Genomic DNA, 26,704 nt, shown 5'->3' with positions numbered 1-26,704 from the left:
TACGGAGGGGATAAGCGCTGAAAGCATCTAAGCGTGAAGCCCCCCTCAAGATGAGATTTCCCAGTATGTAAGACCCCTTGTAGACGACGAGGTAGATAGGTTCGAGGTGGAAGCGCGGCAACGTGTGCAGCTGACGAATACTAATCGGTCGAGGGCTTAACCTAAAAAATCCCAAGAAAGTGAAGAGAAGCTTCGAAGCAGATTCCGAATACTTTCTCGGGGCCCGGAAACAAACCGGTAAACAAATACCTCACACTTTACGCAAGTTTCGTATCTAGTTTTCAGGGTGCAAGTCAGCCTGAGGAGTTTGATTGATGTTTCCTGGCAGAAACATCCCGTTTGGTGATGATGGCGGAGGGGATCCACGCGTTCCCATCTCGAACACGACCGTTAAGCCCTCCAGCGTCGATGGTACTTGAACCGAAGGGTTCTGGGAGAGTAGAACGTTGCCAAGCACAGCAAATAGCCTTCTTGAGAAAACAATCTCAAGAAGGCTATTTTTGTATCCGGCCGAAGAGAAACGCCCCCGAAAGGGCCGCCCCCCGACGACATTCAGAGGCGGACAATATTTTCATTTTTCCCCGAAATGAAAAGGTTTTGATTGATGCACGACAATGCTGAGGACCAGCCCCATGGACAGCATGTTGCTCATTAAAGAACTTCCTCCATAGCTGACAAAAGGGAGCGCGATTCCCGTAAGCGGCATTAACCCGGTATGCATGGCGATGTTCTCAAAAATTTGCAGCGTAAACATCGATACCACGCCGATAATTATATAAGATCCGGCTAAATCCTCGCATCTGATCGCAATAAGAATCATTCGATAAATCAGTAGAAAATAGAGCAGCAGCAGCACGGCTGAGCCTATGAAGCCGAATTCCTCACCGATAACGACATAAATCGAGTCGGCATAATCATAAGGGATATATCCGCTTTGCACCATTTTGCCCTTGAGGTAGCCTTCGCCCATAAGTTGGCCGGAACTGACCGCTCTCATGGAATTGACAACATGATAACTTTGATCCGGATCCAGAGTCGGGTCCAGAAAGGTCTGAATTCTGTGGAGCTGGTGTGTTTTTATGATTTTGTTGAAAACAGGCGTGTCTACGAAATATAAGGCCGTTATGCTGCCGACAATTACGATAAAGGTGATAAAGCCGATAAGTCCATGTTTTACACGAATCATGCCGATCCACAACATGCCGATCAATATGCAAATAAAAACGATCGATGTCCCCATATCGGGCTGATCCATGATGAGCAGAAACGGTATGCCTACAATGGCCAGCATTGGAACGATATCTCGAAAGAATCGCAGATAGTCGCCGCTGCGTTTTTCAATCATTTTCGCCAACAGCAGGATGACGAATACTTTGGCCAGCTCCGACGGCTGAAATTGCATGAAATGAAGGTTAATCCAACGTTGGGACCCGTTAATATTCATCCCTTTAAACTTGACGAAAACTAGCAAAAGGACGCTGAATATATAAAGATATACGGATAAGTGGCGCACGATACCCCTGTAATCGATCATGGCGAGGGCCAACATGGGCACAAACAAGACGGCAAACATAACCAAATTCGATATATGCAGCCCGGCATACTTCGTGTTATTCGTGGCGCTATAAATTGCAATCGTGCTGATCGCCATAAAACATATCAATAAGGAGATAATAACAGGGTCTAATTTTTTCGCTCTTAGCAGCAGTTCCTGGAGCATGCGCCACCCTTCCTTTCATTTGTTTCCGGGTTACATATTTTCTGATGCTGCAGTTGCATCGTGTTCAAGATAGAGGTTTTTCGCTTTTTCGTCATAGGCGTACAATTCGGCGTACCGTCCCCAGTCAATCAAAATATCCAACTGATGGGCAGCTTCTTCCGAACCAAAGTGCTTTTCAAAAATTTCCACGAAAAACTCCCGCTCCATTTTGTTATTGGACTTGGAATGCAAGATCCAGATGATTTTTTCAATCATGGGGACGTGATGCAGCACCTGTTTTTTGAAAATTTCTTTCCTGTCCAGAACGCTGGCATCGGCAAAATGGCGCCCAATCTCCGTTAATTCGATATCTCCGTGTTGTATGCTGGCAAACCCGAGCATCTGCGCGGCTTCGACAATGGGCAAAAAGTCTTCAAGATTCAGGCTTAATTGATCGGCCAGCTTATATAAATCGACCGTTTTCCCGAGATCGTCGATCAATTCGATAAATCCCGTTAATGCACCGGCCGGCACTTTCGGCACTTTTTCGATCTTTTTCTTTTGCCCGCCAAACGGTTCATCCTGCTTCATTTCGCGTTTGGTCAAAATAGAATAAATTTTGTCGACAAGGCCTGTAAAGTGCGGCTCCTGCTTGTTTCGCCAATGAGGCATGGAAATGGGAATATCGGCGATGACCCGGGCAGGGTCGCGAGACAGGACGATGGCCCGATCGGACATGTACACCGCTTCTTCGATGCTGTGCGTGACCATAATAATGGACTTCGTAGGAATCTTCTTTTCCGTCCATAGTTCAAGCAAGTCGCGTTTGAGGTTCTCCGCGGTCAGAACGTCCAAGGCCGAAAAAGGCTCATCCATCAGCAAAATGTCGGGCTCCATCACTAAAGCGCGGCCAATGCCGACACGCTGCCTCATCCCTCCCGACAGTTCTTTCGGATAGGCACTTTCGAATCCGTCCAATCCGACCATGTCGATGATTGAGAGGGCTTTGCGCATTTTGTCCGCTTCCGTCAGCGGTTTATTTTCAAGCCCCAGTTTTACGTTCTCCAGCACGGTCAGCCACGGAAAAAGCGCAAAAGACTGAAAGACCATGCCGACTCCGGGATTAGTCCCCCGTACTTCTTTACCGTTATAAAAGACGGCTCCCTGAGAGGGAGGGATGAGCCCGGCAATGATTCGAAGCAGAGTGGATTTGCCCGAACCGGATGGACCCAGGATGGAGACAAACTCGCCTTCCGTTATTTTCAGATGGATATCCTCCAGGATGTTGGCGCCGGCCGAGCCCGGCATATCGTAATGTTTGAGAACTTGCTGCAGTTCGATCAATGCATGTTTCATGGTGAAGACACCTCTATTCCAAATGATATTTTTTCTCGGAGACGGCGTACAGCTTGCGCCACACCAAGCGATTGACCAGAACGACCAGCAGGCACATCACGATAATTCCCCAAATGATTTGGGGCCAATCTCCTTTGGTTGTCGCCTCGGTAATGAATGTTCCTAACCCGGACGCTTGCAGGTTGTTGTTTTTCCACGAGACGAGCTCGGATACGATGCTTGCGTTCCAAGCGCCGCCGCTGGCGGTTATGCATCCCGTAATCAGAAAAGGAAATATGCTCGGCAAAATTAACTTCACCCATGTTTGTAGACGCGACAAACGCAAAATAGATGCAGCTTCTTTCAAATCGGAAGGAATAGCCATCGCTCCGGCGATGACGTTGAACAGGATGTACCACTGCGTTCCCAGCATCATGAGAGGAACAGCGCCGATATCCATGCTGATCCCAAGCTTCAGGTACAGGATGGCGAACAACGGGAAAGCCATATTGGCCGGAAAAGAAGCGAGGACCTGCACAACAGGCTGAGCAATCCTGGATAGTTTGGGACTCATCCCGATCATGACCCCGACCGGAACCGTCCATGCTGCGGCCAGCAGCGTTGCCACGAATACGCGAAGAGCCGTTAAAAGCCCGAGTCCGACAACCCGCAACAATTCCTTCCAGCTTAACTGTACGATTTCGAGCAGAGCTTCATACACATACCTCGCGACGAACAAAATGATGACGATTCCGATTAGCCGGACCGCTATTTTGGATGCGAGTGCAGGCGGTTTCGGCCAATGGATGGCGGCGCTTCGCTTTTTGAAACGACTGCTTAGGTCGTGAAAAAAGGTTCCGGCGGCATGATTAGCGTAGCGAACGAATCTGGCGCGTTTGAGGATATCGTATACCCAGGATTGAGGCACTTCGCCCGCTTCCGTTTGCTCGTTCTTGAATTTTTGCGCCCAAGCGACGATCGGCCGCCAGAACAGCTGGTCTACCAGAATAATCAGAATGACCATAGTGATAATGGCGTATACAATGGCTTTCACGTTTCCTTGATCGGCGGCCAAAGCCATGTAAGAGCCGATGCCGGGCAGATGAATGTCTTGATTGAGCACGCTGATCGATTCGCTGGCCGCGAGAAAAAACCAGCCTCCGCCGAAAGACATCATGCTGTTCCACACGAGCCCCAACATGGAAAAGGGCACTTCGAGCTTGGTAAAGCGCGGCCACCGGCCAAGCCGGTGAATGCTGGCTGCTTCGTCCAGCGCCCGCGGTATCGTTGTCAGCGAGTGGTAGAAGCTGAATGTCATATTCCATACCTGACCGGTGAATATGGCAAAGATCGAAGCACATTCGACGCCGAGCAGACTGCCGGGAAAAAGCGCCATGAACATCAAGACGGTTGCCGACAGGAAACCGAGCACAGGCACGGATTGCAGGATGTCGAGCGCAGGGATCATAATTTTCTCGGCAATCCGGTTGTTCGCGGCGATTCGCCCGTATACGAACGTAAACAATAACGAAGCGCCGAAGGCGATGAACATTCTCAAAAGCGAGCGCCCCGCGTAATAAGGAAGCAGATATGGGTCAAGGTTCATAACAGGCTGCTGGCTTGGAGAAAATGGGGCGCGCATACCGGCGCCAAGCTGGGCAGCCATATAAAGAATGGACATAAGCATGAGAAAGACGATGATGTCCGCCAAACCGAACTTACGTTTGCTGTTGATGGTGGAGAAGCCGTTCCATTTCATCGTGATAACCCCCTTTGGGCGAAATAAAAAAACTCTCCCCTGCAATTGGCAGGAGGAGAGCGCAAATATTCCATCTATTCAGGTTGATTATCAGATGAATCAGCGGCAGAACAAGCCCTTGGGCAAGCCGGGCTTTGAACATGCTTGATGACGATCTGAGGGTACGCTGAATAATGGATGCACACGTTTCCTAGCTAACAATGCATATGGCAAGCTATTCATCTGTCGCATTCGACTACTACTGTCCATTTCCAGTTTCCCCCCTTTGTACATACAATATGAAAGCCCTCAGGGATTGGTCCCAGAGGGCATGCGTTTACAAGGCAATAAAACGGCTCCCCCTAGTCCAGTTTTGACACTATACAACGTAAAGCGAACGTTCGTTCGCTTAGCCACCTTAAGAAAAGCCTTAATCCGGCAGTTCCTGTTCTACCCATTGGCATCTTTCGATATTTCCGGGCAGTGGCCTATGTTTGTATAGGAGCCTCACCTAACGAGGACATATTTAATTCCTTTGAAATCGTACTCCTAAGTACGCTTGCTTGTCAATAGCAAAAAAAGCAAAAAAGAATCAATTGGAAAGCGCCGTGACGTTAAGTTGGAGTAATTTTGTAAATACTGAGTGTAGGGCCGCAAATCAGGCGCAAAATACTTTTTAACAGCAACACTTGTCAAAAAGAAAGGAAATGATTATAATTTAGTTAAGGTCAAAGAAAGTCAAAGTCAATTTACTTCTAGAATTCTGGGAGGATGAATTGATGCGTAATGTTTCAGAAATTATCGAGCAGTACTTGAAACAAGTTTTGCTGCAAAGTCCCGAAGGAGCGATCGAGATTCAGCGCAATGAGCTTGCCGATCAGTTCCAATGCGTTCCGTCCCAAATCAACTACGTTATCAGCACCCGGTTTACTTTGGAGAAGGGATACATTGTGGAAAGCAAGCGCGGGGGCGGCGGCTATATTCGCATCCAGAAAATCGAGCTGCGTCAGCACGGCTCCATACTCGATCACATTTTTCGAACGATTCACACTCACATAGATCAGGTCGCCTCCGAGGGACTTATTTATCAGCTGCAGGAAGGCCATTTTATTTCTGCACGTGAGGCCAATCTGATCAAGGCGGCTATCTCCAGGGATGTGCTGACCTTCAAGCTCCCGCTGCGGGATGAAATCCGCGCTAATATTCTTAAGGCAATGCTGATATCCTTGCTGAGCAAATGAGGGAGGGGTACACTTTATGATTTGTCAGGAGTGCGGCAAACGGCCGGCGACGCTTCATTTCACCAAGATCGTAAACGGCGAGAAAAACGAGTTTCACATTTGCGAAACTTGCGCCCGCGAGAAGGGCGAGATGATTCCGGGCTCTTCCAACGGATTTTCCATCCACAATTTGTTGTCGGGACTTCTGGATTTTGAGCCTTCGTCGGTCGCTTCTGCCAAGCCGCAGTCGGTGCGCTGCGAACATTGCGGTCTCACCTACACCCAATTCAGCAAGCTCGGGCGATTCGGCTGCGGTTCATGCTACCAAAGCTTTTCGGAGAAATTAGATCCTCTGTTCAAAAGAGTGCACGGCAACACGGTTCATGTAGGCAAAGTTCCCAAACGCACCGGAGGACTTGTTCAATACAAGCGGGAAATCGAAAGTCTCAAAAAGGAAATGATGACCCGCATCGAAAGCGAAGAGTTCGAGCAGGCGGCTAAAATCCGCGATCAAATTCGGGAAATCGAAAAGAAGATCGCCGGAAATTAGGGTCTTGAGGAGGGTATGATTTCAATGGCGCTGCATCGTTTTACAGGAGATGCTTTAAGCGAATGGATGAAGGGGGACGGGCCGGAATCCGATATTGTCATCAGCAGTCGGATACGCATTGCCCGCAACCTCAAGGATTATCCTTATCCCATGCTCGCGACGAATCAGCAATCGGAGGAAGTGCTTGATCGGCTCTCTGGGGTTTTGGACAACGAAGAGCTGGAAACGATCAGTCATTTTTCGCTGATTCCGTTGTCGGAGCTTAACGAGCTGGAGCGGATGGTGTTGGTGGAAAAGCACTTGATCAGCCCGAATCTGGCGAACGAATCCAGGAATGGAGCCGTCATATTAAGCGAGAATGAATCTATCAGCATTATGATCAACGAAGAAGACCATTTGCGGATCCAGTGCTTGTGTCCCGGATTTCAGATTAAAGAAGTATGGGATTTGGCTAATCAGCTTGACGATATTTTTGAAGCCCAGCTTGATTACGGGTATGATGAGAAAAGAGGCTATCTGACGAGCTGTCCTACGAATGTGGGCACAGGGATTCGGGCTTCCGTCATGATGCATCTCCCCGCGCTCGTGCTTACCCAGCAAATCAACCGGATTTTATCGGCGGTTACACAAGTTGGGCTGACCGTTAGAGGATTATACGGGGAAGGCAGCGAAGCTTTAGGTAATCTGTTTCAAATCTCCAACCAGATTACGTTAGGCCAGTCGGAAGACGAGATCATCGACAATCTTTTTAGCGTAGCGCGGCAAATTATCGAGCATGAACGCGCCGCAAGGCATAAGCTAATGCAAGAATCCAAAATGCGCATCATCGACCGCGTCAACCGCTCCCTCGGGATATTATCCTATGCGGGGATTATGGACTCGAAGGAAGCGGCCCAACGATTGTCGGATGTGAGGCTGGGCATTGACGTTGGGATCATCAACAACGTTTCATCCAACATTCTCAATGAACTGCTGGTGATGACGCAACCCGGATTTTTGCAGCAGAGTGCGGGAGAAAAGTTGTCTGCCGACGACCGCGACATCCGCAGGGCGGAATTGATCCGGGAAAAATTCGGCCGCTATTAAAGGCAGCATCATCCTTTGGGTTTTCCATAGATATATTACTTTTGGAGGTGTTTCTCTATGATGTTTGGAAGATTTACGGAACGAGCGCAAAAGGTTCTCTCCTTAGCTCAAGAAGAGGCCGTTCGGTTGGGGCACAACAATATTGGAACTGAGCATATTTTACTCGGACTGATCCGTGAAGGCGAGGGGATTGCAGCCAAAGCGCTGATTGCACTGGGCCTGGGGCTTGAGAAGATCCAGGACGAAGTGGAATCCTTGATTGGCCGCGGTCAAGAACAGCCGACCAACATCGCGTACACGCCGAGAGCAAAGAAAGTCATTGAGCTTTCTATGGACGAAGCCAGAAAATTAGGCCATACTTACGTAGGAACCGAGCACATTTTACTCGGGCTCATTCGCGAAGGCGAAGGGGTCGCGGCGCGTGTGCTGAACAACCTCGGCGTCAGCCTGAATAAAGCGCGCCAGCAAGTGCTGCAGCTGCTCGGCAGCAGCGAAACCGTATCACCGAGCCACGGCGCTAATCCGAATGTGAACACGCCGACGCTTGACGGTTTGGCCAGAGACCTCACCGCATTTGCGAAAGAGGGCCATTTGGATCCGGTTATCGGGCGCAGCAAGGAAATCGAGCGCGTCATTCAAGTGCTGAGCCGCAGAACGAAAAACAATCCGGTCCTGATCGGGGAACCGGGCGTCGGTAAAACGGCGATTGCCGAAGGCTTGGCGCAAAAAATCATCAACAATGAAATTCCGGAAACGTTGAAAGATAAAAGGGTCATGACCCTCGATATGGGCTCGGTCGTTGCGGGAACCAAGTACCGCGGCGAGTTCGAAGACCGGCTCAAAAAGATTATGGACGAGATTCGCCAAGCGGGCAATATCGTGTTGTTCATTGACGAGCTGCACACTTTGATCGGCGCAGGCGGGGCGGAAGGCGCGATCGATGCGTCGAACATCCTGAAGCCGGCGCTGGCGAGAGGCGAACTGCAGTGCATCGGGGCGACTACGCTGGACGAATACCGCAAATATATCGAGAAAGATGCAGCGCTCGAGCGCCGTTTCCAACCGATTACGGTAGACCAGCCGTCTCCTGACGAAGCGATTCAAATTCTTCACGGGCTCCGCGACCGTTACGAAGCGCATCACCGCGTGAAAATTACGGATGCGGCTATCGAGGAAGCGGTGAAGCTGTCCGACCGCTATATCACCGACCGTTTCCTGCCGGATAAGGCGATTGACCTTATTGACGAGGCCAGCTCCAAAGTAAGGCTGCGTTCCTACACGATTCCGCCTAGCTTGAAACAGTTGGAAAATAAGCTGGATGATATCCGCAAGGAAAAAGATGCGGCCGTGCAAAGCCAGGAGTTCGAAAAAGCGGCCGGCCTGCGCGATACCGAGCAAAAACTTCGCGAGGAACTGGATTCCACGCGAAACGAGTGGAAAGAAAAACAAGGCCGTCTGGATACCGAAGTGACTCCGGAGGATATCGCTCAGGTCGTTGCAAGCTGGACGGGAATTCCGGTCAGCAAACTGGCCGAAGAAGAGACCGAGCGTCTGCTCAAAATGGAAGACATTTTGCATGAGCGCGTAATCGGTCAAGAAGAGGCGGTCAAAGCGGTAAGCCGCGCCATCCGCCGCGCCAGAGCCGGTCTGAAAGATCCGAAGCGCCCGATGGGCTCCTTCATCTTCCTTGGACCAACCGGCGTAGGTAAAACGGAACTGGCACGCGCCCTGGCGGAATCGCTGTTCGGCGATCAAAACGCCGTCATTCGCATCGATATGTCCGAGTACATGGAGAAGCACTCCACATCCCGCCTGGTAGGAGCGCCTCCGGGGTATGTCGGATATGAGGAAGGCGGCCAGCTTACTGAAAAAGTGCGCCGCAAACCATACTCGGTCGTCCTGCTTGACGAGATCGAGAAAGCTCATCCTGAAGTGTTCAACATCCTGCTTCAAGTGCTGGAGGACGGACGCCTGACGGATTCCAAAGGCCGCACCGTCGATTTCCGCAACACGTTGATCATCATGACGTCCAACGTGGGCGCGGAGATGATCAAGAAAAACTCCACGCTCGGCTTTACGGCCGTGCAGGATGCCGGCAAAGAATACTCCAACATGAAAGACAAAGTGATGGGCGAACTGAAGAAAAGCTTCCGTCCGGAGTTCCTGAACCGGATCGACGAGATCATCGTCTTCCACTCTCTGGATGAGCAGCATATCGCTCAAATCGTCAGCCTGATGGCGGACGATCTGCGCAAGCGCCTGAAAGAGCAGGAAGTGGACTTCAACCTTACGGACAAAGCGAAAATGTTCCTTGCCAAAGAAGGCTTTGATCCGACTTACGGGGCAAGACCGCTGCGCAGAGCGATTCAAAAGCATATCGAGGACCGGCTGTCCGAGGAGCTGCTCAGAGGCAATATCTCCAAAGGTGATTCCTTAACCATCGACGAAAAAGAAGGCGAGCTTGTCGTCCTTCGCGGCGAAGGCGTAACAGCCCAATAATGTTCCTGAAAAGCATTTTGCTCCATCCGTTGCGGTGGCGGCAAAATGCTTTTTCTTTTGTATATTTTTCATCGGCCCTTTCACACACTTAGCAAAAGTGGTAAACTTTTATTGGTAAGTATAGCCAGATATTTCCGCATGTCTTATAAGGGAGCAAGTGCATAATGAGCAAACAGAAGACGAAATTTTGCTGCCAGGAGTGCGGCTACGAATCGCCGAAATGGATGGGCAAATGCCCAGGCTGCCAATCGTGGAATACGATGGTTGAAGAAGTGGAAACCGTTGTTCGCACCCAGGGGATGAATTCCTCTTTCGCCAGAACGAAAGAAAAGCCCACCCCTATCATACATATCGAGAGCAGCCCTGAGCCGAGAGTATTGACGAATAACCAGGAATTGAACCGCGTATTGGGCGGGGGCATCGTTCCCGGTTCCCTGATTCTCGTCGGAGGAGACCCGGGGATCGGCAAGTCGACGCTGCTGCTGCAAACTTCATTCGCGCTTACGCAAGCCGGGCAGAAAGTGCTTTATATATCCGGAGAGGAATCGGTTAAGCAAACGAAGCTGCGGGCTGACCGCCTGGAAGCGTCATCGCCGCTGCTGTATGTGCTCTGCGAAACGAATCTGGAGCTGATCGAAGAGGCGATTCAGGAAACGGATCCCGATTTTTTGGTCATCGACTCCATTCAAACGGTTTATCATCCGGCTATTGCGTCCGCTCCGGGCACGGTTGGCCAAGTTCGTGAATGCACAGGCCATTTTATGAGAATTGCTAAAGGCAAAGGAATTGCAACGGTCCTCGTCGGTCACGTCACGAAGGAAGGGGCCATTGCAGGACCGAGAATGCTGGAGCACATGGTTGATTGCGTGCTGTACTTCGAGGGCGAGCGGCATCATTCCTATCGCTTGCTGAGAGCGGTGAAGAACCGTTTTGGTTCGACCAATGAAATCGGCATCTTTGAAATGCAGGAAGCGGGACTTGTCGAAGTCAGCAATCCGTCGGAGCTGTTCCTGTCCGAACGGCCGCTCGGGGTGGCGGGTTCCACGGTTGTAGCGAGTATGGAAGGAACCCGGCCTGTGCTCGTCGAAATTCAGGCATTAGTATCAACTACGAATTTTCCATCCCCGCGCAGAATGGCTACGGGCATCGATCATAACCGGCTTTCGCTGATTATGGCGGTGCTGGAGAAGCGCATGGGGCTTTTCCTGCAAAATCAGGACGCCTACCTGAATGTAGCTGGCGGCGTCAAACTGGATGAGCCTGCAGTCGATCTGGCTGTGGCGATCAGTATCGCCTCTTCTTTCAAGGACCAGCCGACCCGGCCGTATGACGTTGTGTTTGGGGAGATCGGCTTGACGGGCGAAGTGCGCGGCGTTTCCCGCATTGATCAGCGGGTGAAAGAGGCGCAGAAGCTGGGCTTCCGCAGAGTCATTATGCCGGAGAAAAGCTTGAAGGGATGGACGCATCCCCCCGGAATGGAGATTATCGGAGTAAACACGGTATCAGAGGCACTAGCAGCGGCGCTGGGCTGACTCGCCTGCATGGAGCCAGCCAGTCATCAGGAGGAATAAAATGAGCAAAGAAGAGACGAAGCGGGACGTAATGAGCCAGTTGCTGCAAATGGTAGCCCCTGGTACCGCGTTCAGAGACGGATTGGAAAATGTCCTGCGTGCCAAAACGGGAGGACTGATTGTCGTCGGCTATAGTCCGGAAGTGATGGAAATCGTAGACGGCGGCTTTTCGATTGATTGCGATTTCTCGCCCAATTACCTCTACGAGCTTGCAAAAATGGACGGGGCGATTATTTTAAGCGAAGATATAAAAAGAATTTTGTATGCGAACACGCAGCTGATTCCCGACTCGTCGATCCAGTCGTCCGAAACAGGTATCCGGCATCGGACCGCCGAACGGGTGGCTAAGCAGACGAACAAGCTCGTCGTCTCGATCTCGCAAAGGCGCAATGTCATAACGCTGTATCAAGGCAATTTGCGCTATGCGCTGAAAGATATCGGCGTTATTTTGACCAAGGCGAATCAGGCGATTCAGACGCTGGAGCGGTACAAAGTGGTGCTGGATCAATCGCTCACCAATTTGGGCGCGTCGGAATTCGAAGAGCTGGTTACTTTGCACGATGTGACCAACGTCATCGCCCGGTTCGAGATGGTGCTTAGAATCAGGGCCGAAATCAACCGGTACATCAACGAGCTTGGCAATGAGGGCCGTCTAATCAGCATGCAGCTCGAAGAACTGGTCGGCAATTCGGAGCTGGAGGCGCGACTGCTGATCAAAGATTACGTCCGTGATCTATCGGATGACAAGGTTAAAGACGTGTTGACGGGACTGAAGCGCCTATCGTCGGATGAGCTTTTGGAACCTCAGCAAATTATCCGCCTGCTGGGCTACTCACATACGAATGCGATTGCGGAAGAGCCCGTATCGCCCAGAGGATTCAGAATGCTTGGCAAAATCCCGCGGCTTCCCTCGATCATTATTGCCAATCTGGTCGAGAAATTCGGCTACCTGCCGCATATGATGATGGCAACCATCGAGGAGCTGGATGAAGTCGACGGCATCGGAGAGGTCAGAGCGCGCGCGATCAAGGAAGGTTTGAAGCGAATTCAGGAACAAGTCTTCATTGACAGACATATTTAAAGTAGATACAATCATAAAGTATCATTGTTGAGGTTTTATTAAGGCGTGAATTAGGGTATAGTAAATCCAGAGGTGGACAAAAACATATGTTAACAAAATCGATTCCCAGCCTTTTTACCGTAGGGAACTTATTCCTTGGCGTTCTCTCGATCATCCTGGTGTTCAACGGAGAACCGGGACGCGCCGCAGTTCTTGTAATCGTAGCCATGCTGCTGGATGGGCTGGATGGAAGAGTGGCACGGGCGCTGAATGCGCAAAGTGAATTTGGCAAAGAGTTGGATTCGCTGTCCGACGTTATTTCGTTCGGTGTTGCTCCCGCATTTATTATGTATGTCGTTGCGTTTAACAATCCGGCCGTAATCAGTCCGGCTTTTGCCTGGATCGTAACGGCGATATTCCCGATTTGCGGCGCTCTGCGTCTGGCCCGCTTTAATGTCGTGGCCGGAACTCCCGGATATTTCATCGGGCTGCCGATACCGGCTGCGGGCGGCGTGCTCTGTACGCTTGCTTTGTTCAATAACGAAATTAACGTGTACGTCCTGTTGGTCAGCACTGTTCTTCTGTCTTATTTGATGGTCAGCACGGTAAAATACCCGAACTTCAAGAAAGCCGGCATTCCGAAGGCCGCCATATGGGTGACGCCGCTTATCGTAGCGGTTGCGGTCCTAATCGCGGTGAAATGGCCGGAGTCGATTTCCAAAATGATTTTCGTACCTTTGCTGCTCTACGCATTGTACGGCTTAAAAAAAAACGTTGATGGCATCTTCATCCGATTGCGCAGACGCAACAAAAGACGCGCAATGGATGACAACTCCGTCAAATCCGACGTATAAGACCGGCATTCCGAAAATAAAAAGCATTTATTTTCTCTGAAGCGCTTCAGAAAAAATAAATGCTTTTTGTTTTGTCATCGTCATCAAGACATGTTGAAAAGTCCGAGTGTCGAGCATTTTTTGGATTCATTCTCCAAAACTTGCTCCAAATCTACCTGAAGAATGTTGCCAAGAGCCGCCATATAGAACAAGTTCCGCCCGAGTTCGGCGCTCAGAACTTCGCTGCATTGCTCGCACAACTGTCCGTTCACATGAGTCTCCAGTACTTCCTTGGCCTCGTCCAACGTCATATCGGAATGATACTGCTGTTTGGCGGCATGAATCCCGATACATCCGCATTCCGTAATGGATTTAATGACCGAGCGGTTCGTTGCTGCATTCGTTTGTTGAAATTTGGATAGGACGTCAAGCAAGCTGCGGTGACGGAGCAACAACTCGGATACTTGATCCTGGAACTGCTTTAAGGTCAGGGTGCTCATTTATCCACCTCGGTGTGTTTGTAACTTCCAACTTCATTATAATGGAAGCCCCCTAATATTTCAATTTGAATGATTAACGTTGGATAAATTGGAACATAATTGTAAAAGGGACTTAAACATAGTTTGACGTGGAGGTGAATCTATGATGAAGAAATGGATACAAATCATTTTTGCAATCATGGGGGGAAGTTTGGGCTATCAATGGAGTGATTCGATACTTCGTATGACGGGTTTTGCCGACGGAAAAGGACAAGCTTTCTGGCTGGCCGGCTTGTGTGCCGCCGCTATGTTCGTGTTGTCGGCTTGGGTGGCCGATTATGGCATGAAGCTGCTGATCCGGGGAGAAAGGAACGTCGAAAGCATTCCCGCAGCCGACCTGCTCTCGGGAACTGTCGGACTTGTCATCGGCCTGCTGATCTCGGCGCTCGCTTTTCCCGTGCTTGCGCAAGCTACTTGGGCCGGGCCTTTCGTACCGGTCGTTGCCGCTTCCGTGCTCGCCGTTATGGGATTCCGCATCGGTTATAACAAGCGGGACGAGCTGATGCAAATTTGGGCCAAAAGCCGGTCCCAAGGCTCCGATAAGCAGACGCATCGACCGTATGAGGAGCATAAAATCTTGGACACGAGCGTGATTATCGACGGGCGCATCGCGGATATTTGCAAAACGGGCTTTATCGAAGGCACGCTGGTAATCCCGGAATTCGTGCTGGAAGAGCTGCAGCATATCGCGGATTCCTCGGATTTGCTCAAACGCAACCGCGGCCGGCGCGGTCTGGACATTTTAAACAAGATCCAGAAAGAGCTGGAAGTGAAGGTGCTGATCTACGAAGGGGATTTCGAGGAAATTTCCGAGGTCGACAGCAAGCTGGTCCGCTTGGCTAAAGTGCTACAGGGCAAAGTGATTACGAATGATTTCAACCTGAATAAGGTGTGCGAGCTTCAAGGCGTCTCGGTGCTGAACATCAACGATCTGGCTAACGCCGTCAAACCGGTGGTGCTTCCCGGGGAAGAAATTATCGTGCAGGTCATCAAAGACGGCAAGGAGCACGGACAAGGCGTTGCCTATCTCGATGACGGCACGATGATCGTAGTGGAAGGCGGGCGCGAGTTTATCGGAACGACGCTGGAAGTGATGGTTACGAGCGTGCTGCAGACATCGGCGGGCCGGATGATTTTCGCAAAGCCGAAATTGTTGGAAAAAGCCCAGTAAAATTAGTATGATAGGGGGAGGCAAATCAGCAATTATCCAGGTGGGGAATTTATGGGGAAGCTAGGGGTTGTCATCGTGGCGGCGGGCAAAGGGTCCCGCATGCGGACGGTAGAGAGCAAACAATATTTGCAGATCGGCAAAAAACCGATTTTGGTACATACGTTGCAATTATTTCAAAACATACGTGAAGTGGACGAAATCATTTTGGTCGCTCCGGAGGCGGATGTTGTCCGCTGCCAGCAATTCGTGGCGGATAACGCGCTGACCAAAGTGACCCGCATTCAAGTCGGCGGCGCCGAGCGGCAGGATTCCGTAAGACTGGGCTTGGAAGCGCTGGGGCCGGACACGGAGTGGGTGCTTGTGCATGACGGCGTCAGGCCTTTCGTAGCCGTGCAGCACGTTCTCGATTGTCTGCAAAAGGCGAAGGAGGCGGGTGCCGCGGTGCTGGCCGTGCCTGTGAAGGATACGATCAAAATTGTCGATGAAGCGAAGCAAATTCAATCCACGCCGGACAGACGAAGCTTGTGGGCGATCCAAACGCCGCAGGCTTTTCAGCTTTCTCTTTTAAGAGAGGCGCATGAGCGGGCTGCCCGGGAAGGCTTTATCGGCACGGACGATGCAAGCCTGGTGGAGAGGATGGGAACAAAAGTTCTCGTCGTCGAAGGGGACTACTACAACATCAAAATTACGTCCCCTGAGGACTTGCCTTGGGCGGAATGGCTTTTAGAACATGCAAGGGGAGAGGGTAAGTCATGATTCGAGTTGGACAAGGTTTTGATGTGCATCAATTGGCGGAGGGCCGCAAATGCATTATCGGGGGCGTCACGATTCCTTATGAAAAGGGGCTGCTCGGCCATTCGGACGCCGACGTGCTGCTGCATGCGATCACTGACGCGATTTTGGGAGCGCTCGGTCTGGGGGATATCGGCAAGCATTTTCCCGACACGTCCGCCGAGTTCAAGGATGCCGACAGTCTGGTGCTGCTGAAGCAGGTCTGGCAGCTGGCCAAAGACAAAGGCTACCGGCTCGGCAATTCCGATTCGACGATCATTGCGCAGAAGCCGAAAATGGCGCCCTATATTCCGCAAATGGCAGCGATTATCGCGGAGGCGCTGGAGGCGACGCCCGAGCAGGTGAACGTCAAGGCGACAACGACGGAACAGCTCGGATTCACCGGAAGAGGCGAAGGCATCGCCGCGCAATCGGTTGTTTGTTTAATTCGAGATGTGCTAGAATAGCAGATAATTATGGACAAAGAGGGGATTTATCATGAGTCATCCATTACGCGTGCGTTATGCGCCCAGTCCTACCGGGCATTTGCATATCGGCGGCGCCCGTACCGCGCTTTTTGACTATTTGCTGGCCCGCCGGCATAACGGGGCTTTCATCGTTCGTTTTGAAGATACGGATCAAACCCGCCACAAGGAGTCCGGCATCGCCGACCAGCTGAACGGTCTCAAATGGCTTGGTCTCGAGTGGGACGAAAGCGTGGATATCGGAGGCCCGTACGGTCCGTACCGCCAAATGGAGCGCCTGGACCTGTACCGGCCGTACGTCGAGCAATTGCTGAGTCAAGGCGACGCTTATCATTGCTACTGCTCGGAGGAAGAGCTTGAGCAGGAGCGCGCCGAGCAGGAAGCGAGCGGCGAAATGCCGCGGTACTCCGGCAAGTGCCGCAATCTGACGGCCGAGCAGGCCGAAGCTTATAAGGCTGCGGGCCGCAAGCCGTCCATTCGTTTTCGCGTGCCCGAAGACCGCGTGATCGCCTTCGAGGACAAAGTGCGCGAGCATGTCGAATTCGAGTCGAACGGCATCGGCGATTTTATCATTGTTCGCCCGGACGGCATACCTACTTATAATTTCGCCGTTATTCTCGACGACCACCTGATGCGGATCAATCTCGTCATTCGCGGCGAGGAGCATTTGTCCAATACGCCGAGACAGATTATGATGTATGAAGCTTTGGGGCTGCCGATTCCCGAATTCGCCCATTTGGCGCTGATTCTGAATCAGGACCGCAAAAAAATGAGCAAGCGGGACGAGTCCATTATCCAATTTATCGAGCAGTACAAGGAACTCGGTTATTTGCCTGAAGCGGTGCTGAACTTTATCGCGCTGCTCGGCTGGTCGCCGGGGGGAGAAGAAGAAATTTTCACCAAAGAAGAACTGATCGCCGGGTTCGACCTGAGCCGCGTATCCAAGAGCCCTGCCGTATTCGACATGGACAAGCTCAATTGGATGAACAACCATTATTTGAAAAAAGCTCCGCTGTCCCGCGTTGTCGAACTGTGCATTCCCCATCTGCAAAAAGCCGGGTTCATCCGGGAAGAGCTGGATGCGGCTGCGCAAGAGTGGGTAAGCGCTCTGGTAGGGCTTAACCAGGAAAGAATGCGCTTCGCGGCGGAAATTGTCGATTTGTCGAGGCTGTTTTTCCAGGACGAGCTCCATATCGACGAAGAAGCGGCAGCGGTTCTGCAAGAAGAGCACGTTCCTGTCGTGCTGCAAAGCTTCCTGCAGCAGATCGAACAGGCAGCCGAGCTGACGGTCGATGGGATTCCAGCCCTGCTCAAGCAGGTGCAAAAAGATACCGGCTATAAAGGCAAGCAGCTGTTCATGTCCATTCGCGCGGCCTTGACCGGACAAGTGCACGGACCGGATTTGAATATGTCGATTTATTTGCTCGGCAAACAAAAAGTTGTGTCAAGGCTGCGGAAGTGATTGTAAAGCCGCTATCTTTTCGCTATACTTAGTTCATTATGATAAGCGACGATCAGGAGAGTACGATTGTCAAGGAATTCCCAGAGAGGATAATCGAAGCGTCAGGCTTCGGGCTGTGAGTTATCCAATTCCTGCAACCGGAAATGCACCTGTGAGCTGCCGCGCCGAATTCTCGCACGAGAACCGTAGGCGCAGCCGGATGCCCACGTTAAGGGAAGCTAGAGTTGGGAGACTTCCGAGTCACCAAGCAGAGTGGAACCGCGGTAGAACGCCTCTGCAGCCTTATGGCTGCGGGGGCTTTTTGATTTTACTCCCGTTTAAGAAGGTGAAGAGCATGTGGAAAACGATCAAATCCGATATTTCCGCCGTATTCGATAACGACCCGGCTGCACGAAGCTGGTTTGAAGTCGTGTTTACGTATTCGGGACTTCATGCCATTTGGTGGCATCGGATCGGTCATTGGTTTTATAAACGCGGCATTTTCACAGTGGCCCGCATCGTCTCGCAATTCAGCCGGTTCATGACGGGAATCGAAATTCATCCCGGCGCAGTAATCGGAGACCGGCTGTTCATCGATCATGGCATGGGAGTCGTAATCGGGGAAACGTGCATCATCGGCGACGATGTAACTTTGTACCAGGGCGTCACGCTGGGGGGAACAGGCAAGGAAAAGGGAAAAAGGCATCCAACGATCGGGAATAATGTTATTATAGGATCGGGAGCCAAAATCATCGGATCGTTTACCGTAGGGGAAAATTCCCGAATCGGCCCGAATACCGTAGTCATTAAAGAAGTGCCTTCCAACAGCACCGTTGTTTGTATTCCGGGTAAAATCGTAAAGCGGGACGGTGTGCGCGTGAACCGATTGGATCATACGAGCTTGCCGGACCCAGTCATCGATATATTTGAGGGGCTGCAGAAGCAGATCAACGACCTGAAGTCGCAGCTTGAACAAGAAAGGCACAAGAATGGAGGAGCCAGAGAGCATGACGCTCAAAGTGTATAACACGCTGTCCCGTAAAAAAGAAGAGTTCGTTCCGATCGAGCCGAACAAGGTCAAAATGTATGTTTGCGGCCCAACCGTATATAACTATATTCATATCGGCAACGGCAGACCGGTTATTTTCTTCGATGTTGTCCGGAGATTTCTGGAATCTCAAGGGTATGCCGTGACTTACGTGACCAACTTTACCGATGTAGACGATAAAATGATCCGCAAGGCCGAAGAGGTCGGCCAGACGGTGCCTCAGCTCGCGGAGACGTACATCCAGGCGTTTCTGGAAGATATCCGGGCGCTCGGCGTACGCGAGGCCAGCTTGAATCCCCGGGTTACGGAAAATATTCAGGAAATTATCGATTTCATCGCTGCGCTCGAAGCGCAAGGCTACGCCTATGAAAGCCGAGGGGACGTATACTACAGAACGACGAAATTCGCCGAGTACGGAAAGCTGTCCCATCAAAATCTGGAGGAGCTTCAGTACGGCATCCGCATCGAAGTCGACGACCGCAAGGAGAATCCGCAGGATTTCGTCCTGTGGAAGGCGGCCAAGCCGGGCGAGATTTACTGGGACAGCCCGTGGGGACAAGGCCGCCCCGGCTGGCATATCGAATGCTCCGCCATGGTACGCAAATATTTGGGCGAAACGATCGACATTCACGGAGGCGGACAGGACTTGGCGTTCCCGCATCATGAGTGCGAAATCGCCCAGACCGAAGCGGTTACGGGACACCCGATGGCCAACTACTGGCTTCACAACGCCTTCCTGAACATCGATAACGAAAAAATGTCCAAATCGCTCGGCAACGGCATCCTGATCCGCGATTTGATCAAGAAGATCAAGCCGGAAGTGTTCCGCTTCTTCATGCTTTCCGCGCATTACCGCAACCCGCTGAATTTCAGCGACGAAAGCTTGAAGCAGGCCGCCAACGCGCTCGAGCGGATTCAAAATGCTTACGACAATTTGAAGCATCGCCTTGCCACCGCATCCATCGATGACGCGGTAGAAGCTGCCCTGAGCGAGCGGATTGCTGCCATTGCGCGTCAATTTGACGATAAGATGAACGACGATTTCAATACGCCGGACGCGATTACCGCTGTATTCGATTTGGTCGCGGAAGCGAATTTGTATTTGCAGCAGGAGCGGGTGAACGCCGCCGCCGTGCAGTTGTTCCTTGATCAACTGCAGGCTTTCGATCGGGTTATCGGCATATTAAGCCAGGGGGCCGACGAATTGCTGGATGAAGAAATCGAACGGCTGATCGTGGAGCGGACGGAAGCCCGCAAGTCTAAAAACTGGGCGAGAGCCGATGAAATCCGCGACCTGCTGACGGAGAAAGGGATATTCCTTGAGGATACGCCGCAAGGAATACGCTGGCGCCGCAAATGAGCGAGCTCTTTTCGGACGCCCCTCAGCTGTTCCATTTTCCGCCGGCCAAAAGTCCGCAGCTGATGAGTCCGCTGGTGCTTGCCTATATCGGGGACGCCGTGTACGAGGTGTACATCAGGCAGTATGTAATTTCTCTGCCGAATCACCGGCCGAATCATTTGCACAAGGAGGCGACCCGGTTCGTCTCGGCCAAAGCGCAGGCCAAGCTGCTGGAAGCTTTGCTGCCCCGGCTGACGGACGAGGAGCGGGACGTGGTCAAGCGGGGGCGCAACGCCAAGTCGGGAACGACGGCCAAAAACGCGAACGTGCTGGAATACCGCCACAGCACTGCGTTTGAGTGCCTGATCGGATATTTGTACTATACAAAATCTTACGAACGCTTGCGGGAACTGCTGGATTTTGCGGTTGCCTCCAAACAAAACGGTTAACCGCGCCCGCGTAAATGCATCGCGCGGCAGATGTTTGCGAACAAAGCTCTTGGGAGGATACACCTGATGGAAGAATATATCGGCGGAAAGCATTCCGTTCTGGAGGCGCTTCGCTCAGGCCGGACGATCAACAAAATCTGGGTTGCGGACAACGCGCAAAAACAGTTTGCCGGACCCATCGTCGCGGAAGCGAAAAACCACGGCATCGTCGTTCAGTTCACGGATAAGCGGAAGCTGGACCAAATGGCCGAGGGGCTGCAGCACCAAGGCGTTGTAGCTCAGGTGGCCGCTTACGAGTATGTGGAGGTCGAAGACATATTGGCCAAAGCGAGGGAGCGGGGCGAGGAGCCGTTCGTTCTGATTTTGGACGAAATCGAGGACCCGCACAATTTGGGCTCGATTCTAAGGACGGCGGATTGCACGGGCGTCCACGGGGTCATCATCCCCAAACGCCGGTCGGTCGGCTTGACGGCGACGGTTTCCAAAACTTCCGCCGGCGCTGTGGAATACGTCCCGGTAGCCCGTGTGACGAATATCGCGCAAACCATCGAACAGTTGAAAGAAGAAGGCGTATGGGTAGCGGGCACGGACGTATCCGCAGCCCAGGACGTGTATAAAGCCAACTTCAAAATGGCTATCGCGCTGGTCATCGGCAACGAAGGCAAGGGAGTCGGCAGGCTGATCAAGGAAAAGTGCGACTTTCTGGTCAAGCTTCCGATGACCGGGCATATCAATTCCCTGAACGCTTCGGTAGCGGCCGGAGTGCTGATGTATGAAGTGGTCAGACAGCGCAGCATGAGCTGACGCCATGGAAGAGTTCTTGATCGTTGACGGCTATAATGTCATCGGAGCCTGGCCCGAGCTCAGCAAGCTGAAGGATACGGATCTTGAAGGAGCACGGGACAAACTTATTCATACGCTGGCGGAGTATCAATCCTTCTCGGGAATGAAGGTATATCTGGTGTTCGACGCCTACATGGTGCCCGGACTGGGCAAGAAATATTTGCAAAGCAAGCTGGATGTGCTTTATACCAAAGAGAAGGAGACCGCCGACGAACTGATTGAGCGCTTGGTTACCGAGCTTATGGGGCGCCGCAAGCAAATCTATGTGGCGACTTCGGATATGATCGAGCAGCACGTTATTTTCGGCAAAGGGGCGCTGCGCCTGCCTGCAAGCGAACTGCTGGTCAAAATCAATCAAAACCGGAGAGAGGTCCGCGAGCGGATTCGTCCTGAAACGTCTTCGAAGCGAAACCCTTTTGACGAGAAAATAAAAGGCGACCTCAAAGACATTTTCGAACGGTGGCGAAGGGGGGAATAAACCTCCAAATGCTAGAAATGACGCGGTTCCCCGTTGACGATGTGAGATTTCTTCATGTATACTTAACCTAACCTTGAAGTGAATCTGGGTAGTCTTGCAGGCCGGAGGGATTGTTGGTGAGCGTCGACCTCAAAGAACTGAGAATGTATGATTATGACCTCAAGCCGGATGAAGACATAGTCGAGGCAGTCCGTGAAGGCAGTAGCGAAGCATTGGAATACCTGATCAATAAATATAAGAATTTCGTTCGTGCCAAGGCGCGATCCTATTTTTTGATAGGTGCTGATCGCGAAGATATCGTGCAGGAAGGCATGATAGGTTTATATAAATCTATCCGTGACTTTCGCGGCGACAAGCTGGCTTCTTTTAAAGCCTTTGCCGAACTTTGCATCACGAGACAGATCATTACGGCGATCAAGACCGCGACCCGCCAGAAACACATTCCTCTGAATTCCTACGTTTCATTGGACAAGCCCATCTATGATGAAGATTCCGATCGCACTCTGCTTGACGTCATAAGCGGTTCCCGGGTCACCGATCCGGAAGAACTGGTGATTAATCAGGAAGAATTTACAGGTCTCGAAGATAAGATGGGAGAAATTTTGAGCGACCTGGAGCGCAGAGTGCTTATGCTCTACCTCGACGGCCGGTCTTATCAGGAGATTGCAGTTGATCTTGATCGACATGTCAAGTCTATCGACAATGCCCTCCAACGTGTGAAACGCAAGCTCGAAAGATACTTGGAAGTTCGGGATCTATAAGAACGCCTTGCTGCAATTGCGGCGGGTGTTTTTCTTTTGTGCCGAATCAGGTTTAATATCCGCGCTCGCGGTCGATAATGATGATACTTCCAGCCTGCGGCATTCAGGCAAAAATAGCGGTGCTAAGAGAGTTTCTTCCTTGACACCCTATTACGGGTTGTGATAAAGTAGTTCAGGTAGCCCTAAAATGTCGCTTTCTTTCTGATGCGCAAAAAGGGCTGTACTCAGAAAAGCGTCTGTAGGAGGTGTACATCATGCGGGTTATCATCACATTAGCGTGCACAAATTGCAAACAAAGAAACTATGCATCCACTAAAAATAAGCGCAACAATCCCGACCGTATTGAGTTGAAGAAATATTGCAGATTTTGCAATGAACATACTGCTCATCGCGAGACCAGGTAGTTCTTTGGAGGTGTAGTTTGTGGCGTTCTTGGCTAGAATGAAACAAAGCTTCGGATCCACCTTTTCCTTCTTCACCGACAGTTGGTCAGAACTCAAAAAAGTCAAGTGGCCAAGCCGCAAAGAAATGATCACCTATACGCTCGTCGTTATCGGTACGGTAGCATTCGTTGCCATTTATTTTTTTGTGCTTGATCTTGGAATCACTGAGCTGCTGCGCCTTGTTTTTAAATAAACAGGACTATAGGTGAATTCGAACATGGAAAAAAGATGGTACGTCGTACATACCTATTCAGGGTATGAGAACAAAGTGAAAGCCAATTTAGAGAAGCGCGTTGAATCGATGGAAATGCAGGACAAGATCTTTCGGGTGCTTGTGCCGATGGAAGAGGAACTGGTAAACAAAGACGGGAAGAAGAAAACCGTCATGCGTAAAGTTTATCCGGGCTATGTCCTCGTGGAAATGATTCAAACTGACGATTCCTGGTACGTTGTCCGCAACACCCCGGGAGTTACAGGATTCGTGGGCTCTACTGGATCTGGCTCAAAACCGACTGCACTGCTTCCCGAAGAAGTGGAAGCCATCCTGAAGCATATGGGAATGGAAGAGCCGAAGCCGAAGATCGACTTCGAACTCAAGGAAACCGTACGCGTCAAGGTGGGACCTTTTGCAAACTTCGTCGGCTCGGTTGAAGAAATCGTGGCTGATAAAGGCAAGCTCAAGGTTCACGTCAACATGTTTGGTAGAGAAACCCCGCTTGAGTTGGATTTCAACCAGGTGGAAAAGCTATAATACGAGACAACCTAGGGTTTCTGCCAGGTCTATTCCTTGGGATAGACCTTCGTTAGTGGGAGGGCCGGTCGTTGACTGCGTCAGTTGTCAACTGCTCGCTATGCGCTCAAGGTCACCTGCCCGTCTAACCACACTAAGTGCAAGGAGGTGTCAAACATGGCAAAAAAGGTTATTAAAATCGTGAAGCTTCAAGTTCCTGCTGCGAAAGCAAATCCAGCGCCACCTATCGGTCCGGCTTTGGGTCAAGCAGGTGTGAACATCATGGCTTTCTGTAAAGAGTTTAACGCTCGTACTGCCGATCAAGCGGGTCTTATCATTCCGGTTGAAATCACAGTATTCGAAGACCGTTCCTTTACATTTATCACCAAAACGCCTCCGGCTGCAGTTCTTCTTCGCGTAGTTGCTGGTATCGAAAAAGGATCCGGCGAACCTAACAAAAAGAAAGTTGCAACTGTGAAGCGTGCGAAAGTTCGCGAAATCGCCGAGCAAAAAATGCCTGACCTGAACGCTGCGTCCGTAGAGGCTGCAATGCGCATGGTGGAAGGTACTGCTCGCAGCATGGGTATCATCATCGAAGATTAATTCCTTTTCGGGAATATGCGGCCTACATGAAAGTTTTTAGGGCGCTCGGTGGGAGGATTATCCGCTAATACCACTAAGGAGGACTCAATCAATGCCTAAACACGGTAAAAAATACCGCGAGGTTGCTCAGCTTGTCAACGCTGAAACCTTGTACGATCCGTCAGAAGCAATCGAGCTTGTTAAAAAAACGGCTCCTGCTAAATTTGACGAAACTGTCGATGTTGCAGTTCGTCTGGGCGTAGACCCAAGAAAACAAGACCAGGCTGTCCGCGGCGTCGTTGTACTTCCGCACGGAACTGGTAAAACAAAACGCGTACTCGTATTTGCCAAAGGCGAAAAAGTGAAAGAAGCGGAAGCGGCCGGCGCTGATTTTGTTGGCGATCAAGACATGATCAACAAAATTCAACAAGGCTGGTTCGAATTCGACGTTTGCGTAGCTACTCCGGATATGATGAGCGAAGTCGGTAAACTGGGCCGTATTCTCGGGGGTAAAGGTTTGATGCCGAACCCTAAAGCAGGTACAGTTACATTCGACGTAGCGAAAGCCGTTCAGGAGATCAAAGCCGGTAAAATCGAATACCGTCTCGACAAAGCGGGACAAATCCATGCTCCACTTGGTAAAGTATCGTTCGATGCCGACAAATTGAATGAAAACTTCAAAGCGTTGGTTGATGCACTTCTCAGAGCGAAGCCTGCAGCTGCTAAAGGGGTATACCTGAAAAGCATCGCAGTTTCATCGACTATGGGACCAAGCGTGCGCGTGAACCTGCAATCCTTCAGATAAGAATAAGCAATCCGGTTGACTTCTTGCGCCGGTCGTGCTAATCTATCTAAGGTCTTAAAAGTGAATATGCAAACCGTAGACAGTAGGTGCCTTCGGGCTTAATTTCCTACCGAGGTGTTATGATAAATGGAACGATTTCTTTGTACATCAGAGAATAGTGAACACATCATGCCTTCGTAGCGTCTACGAAGGCATTTCTTATTTATTGAGAAATGCTGATGGCCTACTGTTTGCGAACGTGGAAATACAAATGCTTAAGAAGTGAGGTGTACTATGGCAAACGCGAAAATTCTTGCAGAAAAAGAACAGGCAGTAGCTGAGGTGACTGAAAAGCTCAAAGGCAGCTCCTGCACAATCGTTACCGATTACCGCGGTTTGAACGTAGCTCAAGTAACTCAGCTGCGTAAATCCCTGCGCGAAGCCGGCATCGAATTCACAGTTCTTAAGAATACACTTGCCCGCCGCGCTACTGCAAATGCTGAGCTGAGCGAGCTTGATGAGTTCTTGACTGGTCCTACAGCGATTGCTTTCAGTAAAGACGATGTAGTAACTCCTGCTAAAATCTTGACTGAATTCGCTAAAAAGAATGACGCATTGAGCGTAAAAGCCGGCGTTGTCGAAGGCCGCGTCGTTGGTTACGATCAAATTAAAGCACTTGCGGATCTGCCTTCCAAAGAAGGTCTTCTCTCCATGTTGCTTAGCGTTCTTCAAGCTCCTGTCCGCAACTTTGCTCTTGCAGTTAAAGCAGTTGCAGAGAAAAAAGAAGCTGAAGGTCAAGCTTAATCCCGTTTTACAAAAACCAAATTTTAAGATGATAATGGAGGTTTAACCATGAGTAACGCACAAATCTTGGAAGCCATCAAAGGCATGACTATTTTGGAACTGAACGATCTGGTTAAAGCAATCGAAGAAGAATTCGGCGTAACTGCAGCAGCTCCTGTAGCTGTAGTAGCAGGCGGCGCAGCTGCAGTTGAAGAAGCTCAAACTGAGTTTGACGTAATCCTGACTAACGCTGGCGCTTCCAAAATCAACGTAATCAAAGTAGTTCGCGAAATCACCGGTCTTGGTCTGAAAGAAGCAAAAGACCTGGTTGACGGCGCTCCTAAGCCAATCAAAGAAAAAGTTGGCCAAGAAGAAGCGGAAGCTGTTAAAGCAAAACTTACAGAAGCTGGCGCTACTGTAGAAGTGAAGTAATAGCTGCTTTGCCAATCAAAACCTCTTGAAGCCG

General features: G+C 50.8%; 28 protein-coding genes, 2 rRNA genes, 1 riboswitch and 1 other annotated feature. Of the genes, 26 read left to right on the top strand and 4 right to left on the bottom strand.

Going from position 1 to position 26,704, the window contains the following annotated elements; genetic code table 11:
* Nucleotides 1-164 (top strand): 23S ribosomal RNA (locus AC3G2T_RS33710); the annotation flags it as partial.
* Between the two features lie 174 nt (nt 165-338).
* A 5S ribosomal RNA gene (gene rrf / locus AC3G2T_RS33705) occupies nt 339-455 on the top strand.
* A 116-nt stretch (nt 456-571) separates the two neighbouring features.
* On the opposite strand, the gene AC3G2T_RS33700 is transcribed toward rrf, so the two are convergent.
* The 3 genes from AC3G2T_RS33700 to AC3G2T_RS33690 are packed head-to-tail and all read right to left on the bottom strand — an operon-like array spanning nt 572 to nt 4,793.
* Nucleotides 572-1,720 (bottom strand): FtsW/RodA/SpoVE family cell cycle protein, encoded by a 1,149-nt coding sequence (locus AC3G2T_RS33700; RefSeq protein ID WP_474686243.1) that lies wholly within the window; start codon nt 1,718-1,720, stop codon nt 572-574.
* A gap of 30 nt (nt 1,721-1,750) precedes the next feature.
* Entirely contained in the window at nt 1,751-3,055 is a 1,305-nt protein-coding gene (locus AC3G2T_RS33695) for an ABC transporter ATP-binding protein (protein ID WP_474686245.1), read from the bottom strand.
* A 13-nt stretch (nt 3,056-3,068) separates the two neighbouring features.
* Nucleotides 3,069-4,793 (bottom strand): ABC transporter permease, encoded by a 1,725-nt coding sequence (locus tag AC3G2T_RS33690; RefSeq protein ID WP_474686247.1) that lies wholly within the window; start codon nt 4,791-4,793, stop codon nt 3,069-3,071.
* Between the two features lie 330 nt (nt 4,794-5,123).
* A riboswitch (M-box (ykoK) riboswitch) is annotated at nt 5,124-5,298 on the bottom strand.
* A gap of 253 nt (nt 5,299-5,551) precedes the next feature.
* Here AC3G2T_RS33690 and AC3G2T_RS33685 point away from each other — a divergent pair.
* The 7 genes from AC3G2T_RS33685 (at nt 5,552) to pssA (ending at nt 13,612) form a co-directional block, all read left to right on the top strand.
* A complete protein-coding gene (locus tag AC3G2T_RS33685) occupies nt 5,552-6,013 on the top strand; it encodes a CtsR family transcriptional regulator (RefSeq protein WP_488438192.1) in 462 nt (153 codons plus the stop codon).
* Between the two features lie 16 nt (nt 6,014-6,029).
* The gene (gene mcsA, locus AC3G2T_RS33680; protein WP_488438191.1) at nt 6,030-6,542 is read left to right on the top strand and encodes a protein-arginine kinase activator protein McsA; all 513 of its coding nucleotides are present in this window, start codon (nt 6,030-6,032) and stop codon (nt 6,540-6,542) included.
* A 24-nt stretch (nt 6,543-6,566) separates the two neighbouring features.
* On the top strand, nt 6,567-7,628 hold the full coding sequence (gene mcsB / locus AC3G2T_RS33675; protein ID WP_488438190.1) for a protein-arginine kinase McsB: 1,062 nt from the start codon (nt 6,567-6,569) through the stop codon (nt 7,626-7,628).
* Nucleotides 7,629-7,685: 57 nt separating this feature from the next.
* Nucleotides 7,686-10,127: an ATP-dependent protease ATP-binding subunit ClpC gene (gene clpC / locus AC3G2T_RS33670; protein ID WP_474686255.1), complete on the top strand. Its 2,442-nt coding sequence runs from the start codon at nt 7,686-7,688 to the stop codon at nt 10,125-10,127.
* 164 nt (nt 10,128-10,291) lie between these two features.
* Nucleotides 10,292-11,659 carry a DNA repair protein RadA gene (gene radA, locus AC3G2T_RS33665; protein ID WP_474686257.1) on the top strand — a complete coding sequence of 456 codons (1,368 nt, stop codon included), beginning with the start codon at nt 10,292-10,294 and terminating at the stop codon, nt 11,657-11,659.
* A 40-nt stretch (nt 11,660-11,699) separates the two neighbouring features.
* Nucleotides 11,700-12,779 (top strand): DNA integrity scanning diadenylate cyclase DisA, encoded by a 1,080-nt coding sequence (gene disA / locus AC3G2T_RS33660; protein ID WP_474686260.1) that lies wholly within the window; start codon nt 11,700-11,702, stop codon nt 12,777-12,779.
* Nucleotides 12,780-12,865: 86 nt separating this feature from the next.
* A complete protein-coding gene (gene pssA, locus AC3G2T_RS33655) occupies nt 12,866-13,612 on the top strand; it encodes a CDP-diacylglycerol--serine O-phosphatidyltransferase (protein WP_474686262.1) in 747 nt (248 codons plus the stop codon).
* A gap of 83 nt (nt 13,613-13,695) precedes the next feature.
* Here pssA and AC3G2T_RS33650 read toward each other — a convergent pair whose 3' ends face one another.
* Nucleotides 13,696-14,091, bottom strand: a complete 396-nt coding sequence (locus tag AC3G2T_RS33650; protein ID WP_474686264.1) for a nucleoside triphosphate pyrophosphohydrolase family protein — start codon at nt 14,089-14,091, stop codon at nt 13,696-13,698.
* Between the two features lie 142 nt (nt 14,092-14,233).
* Between AC3G2T_RS33650 and AC3G2T_RS33645 the strand changes: the two genes are divergently transcribed.
* The 17 genes from AC3G2T_RS33645 (at nt 14,234) to rplL (ending at nt 26,670) form a co-directional block, all read left to right on the top strand.
* A complete protein-coding gene (locus AC3G2T_RS33645; protein WP_488438189.1) occupies nt 14,234-15,301 on the top strand; it encodes a PIN/TRAM domain-containing protein in 1,068 nt (355 codons plus the stop codon).
* Nucleotides 15,302-15,352: 51 nt separating this feature from the next.
* A complete protein-coding gene (gene ispD, locus AC3G2T_RS33640; protein ID WP_488438188.1) occupies nt 15,353-16,057 on the top strand; it encodes a 2-C-methyl-D-erythritol 4-phosphate cytidylyltransferase in 705 nt (234 codons plus the stop codon).
* Nucleotides 16,054-16,539 (top strand): 2-C-methyl-D-erythritol 2,4-cyclodiphosphate synthase, encoded by a 486-nt coding sequence (ispF, locus tag AC3G2T_RS33635; protein WP_488438187.1) that lies wholly within the window; start codon nt 16,054-16,056, stop codon nt 16,537-16,539. The genes ispD and ispF overlap by 4 nt, the downstream gene beginning before the upstream one ends.
* Nucleotides 16,540-16,570: 31 nt before the next feature.
* Entirely contained in the window at nt 16,571-18,019 is a 1,449-nt protein-coding gene (gene gltX, locus AC3G2T_RS33630; protein WP_488438186.1) for a glutamate--tRNA ligase, read from the top strand.
* A 334-nt stretch (nt 18,020-18,353) separates the two neighbouring features.
* Nucleotides 18,354-19,025 carry a serine O-acetyltransferase gene (gene cysE / locus AC3G2T_RS33625; protein ID WP_488438185.1) on the top strand — a complete coding sequence of 224 codons (672 nt, stop codon included), beginning with the start codon at nt 18,354-18,356 and terminating at the stop codon, nt 19,023-19,025.
* The gene (gene cysS, locus AC3G2T_RS33620; protein WP_488438184.1) at nt 19,006-20,406 is read left to right on the top strand and encodes a cysteine--tRNA ligase; all 1,401 of its coding nucleotides are present in this window, start codon (nt 19,006-19,008) and stop codon (nt 20,404-20,406) included. The genes cysE and cysS overlap by 20 nt, the downstream gene beginning before the upstream one ends.
* Entirely contained in the window at nt 20,403-20,834 is a 432-nt protein-coding gene (locus AC3G2T_RS33615; protein ID WP_474686278.1) for a Mini-ribonuclease 3, read from the top strand. Before cysS ends, AC3G2T_RS33615 begins: the two co-directional genes overlap by 4 nt.
* A 66-nt stretch (nt 20,835-20,900) precedes the next feature.
* The gene (rlmB, locus tag AC3G2T_RS33610; protein ID WP_474686279.1) at nt 20,901-21,638 is read left to right on the top strand and encodes a 23S rRNA (guanosine(2251)-2'-O)-methyltransferase RlmB; all 738 of its coding nucleotides are present in this window, start codon (nt 20,901-20,903) and stop codon (nt 21,636-21,638) included.
* 4 nt (nt 21,639-21,642) lie between these two features.
* Nucleotides 21,643-22,155, top strand: coding sequence for an NYN domain-containing protein (locus tag AC3G2T_RS33605; protein WP_474686281.1), 513 nt, complete (start codon nt 21,643-21,645; stop codon nt 22,153-22,155).
* A gap of 116 nt (nt 22,156-22,271) precedes the next feature.
* Nucleotides 22,272-22,916, top strand: a complete 645-nt coding sequence (sigH, locus tag AC3G2T_RS33600) for an RNA polymerase sporulation sigma factor SigH (protein WP_028557511.1) — start codon at nt 22,272-22,274, stop codon at nt 22,914-22,916.
* Between the two features lie 254 nt (nt 22,917-23,170).
* Nucleotides 23,171-23,320: a 50S ribosomal protein L33 gene (rpmG, locus tag AC3G2T_RS33595; RefSeq protein ID WP_134756045.1), complete on the top strand. Its 150-nt coding sequence runs from the start codon at nt 23,171-23,173 to the stop codon at nt 23,318-23,320.
* 19 nt (nt 23,321-23,339) lie between these two features.
* Nucleotides 23,340-23,552, top strand: a complete 213-nt coding sequence (secE, locus tag AC3G2T_RS33590; RefSeq protein WP_474686284.1) for a preprotein translocase subunit SecE — start codon at nt 23,340-23,342, stop codon at nt 23,550-23,552.
* Between the two features lie 24 nt (nt 23,553-23,576).
* The gene (nusG, locus tag AC3G2T_RS33585) at nt 23,577-24,110 is read left to right on the top strand and encodes a transcription termination/antitermination protein NusG (protein WP_235120070.1); all 534 of its coding nucleotides are present in this window, start codon (nt 23,577-23,579) and stop codon (nt 24,108-24,110) included.
* 156 nt (nt 24,111-24,266) lie between these two features.
* Complete coding sequence (rplK, locus tag AC3G2T_RS33580) at nt 24,267-24,692, top strand: 50S ribosomal protein L11 (RefSeq protein ID WP_474686286.1); 426 nt, start codon at nt 24,267-24,269, stop codon at nt 24,690-24,692.
* A 91-nt stretch (nt 24,693-24,783) separates the two neighbouring features.
* Nucleotides 24,784-25,476 carry a 50S ribosomal protein L1 gene (gene rplA, locus AC3G2T_RS33575; protein WP_474686288.1) on the top strand — a complete coding sequence of 231 codons (693 nt, stop codon included), beginning with the start codon at nt 24,784-24,786 and terminating at the stop codon, nt 25,474-25,476.
* 55 nt (nt 25,477-25,531) lie between these two features.
* Nucleotides 25,532-25,685: a sequence feature (ribosomal protein L10 leader region), on the top strand.
* Between the two features lie 64 nt (nt 25,686-25,749).
* Complete coding sequence (gene rplJ, locus AC3G2T_RS33570) at nt 25,750-26,259, top strand: 50S ribosomal protein L10 (protein ID WP_474686290.1); 510 nt, start codon at nt 25,750-25,752, stop codon at nt 26,257-26,259.
* Between the two features lie 48 nt (nt 26,260-26,307).
* The gene (gene rplL / locus AC3G2T_RS33565) at nt 26,308-26,670 is read left to right on the top strand and encodes a 50S ribosomal protein L7/L12 (RefSeq protein ID WP_235120077.1); all 363 of its coding nucleotides are present in this window, start codon (nt 26,308-26,310) and stop codon (nt 26,668-26,670) included.
* The last annotated feature ends 34 nt before the right edge of the window (nt 26,671-26,704 follow it).

The sequence above is a fragment of the Paenibacillus sp. sgz302191 genome (assembly GCF_057749925.1).
This window is presented reverse-complemented; position numbering and strand designations above follow the sequence as displayed.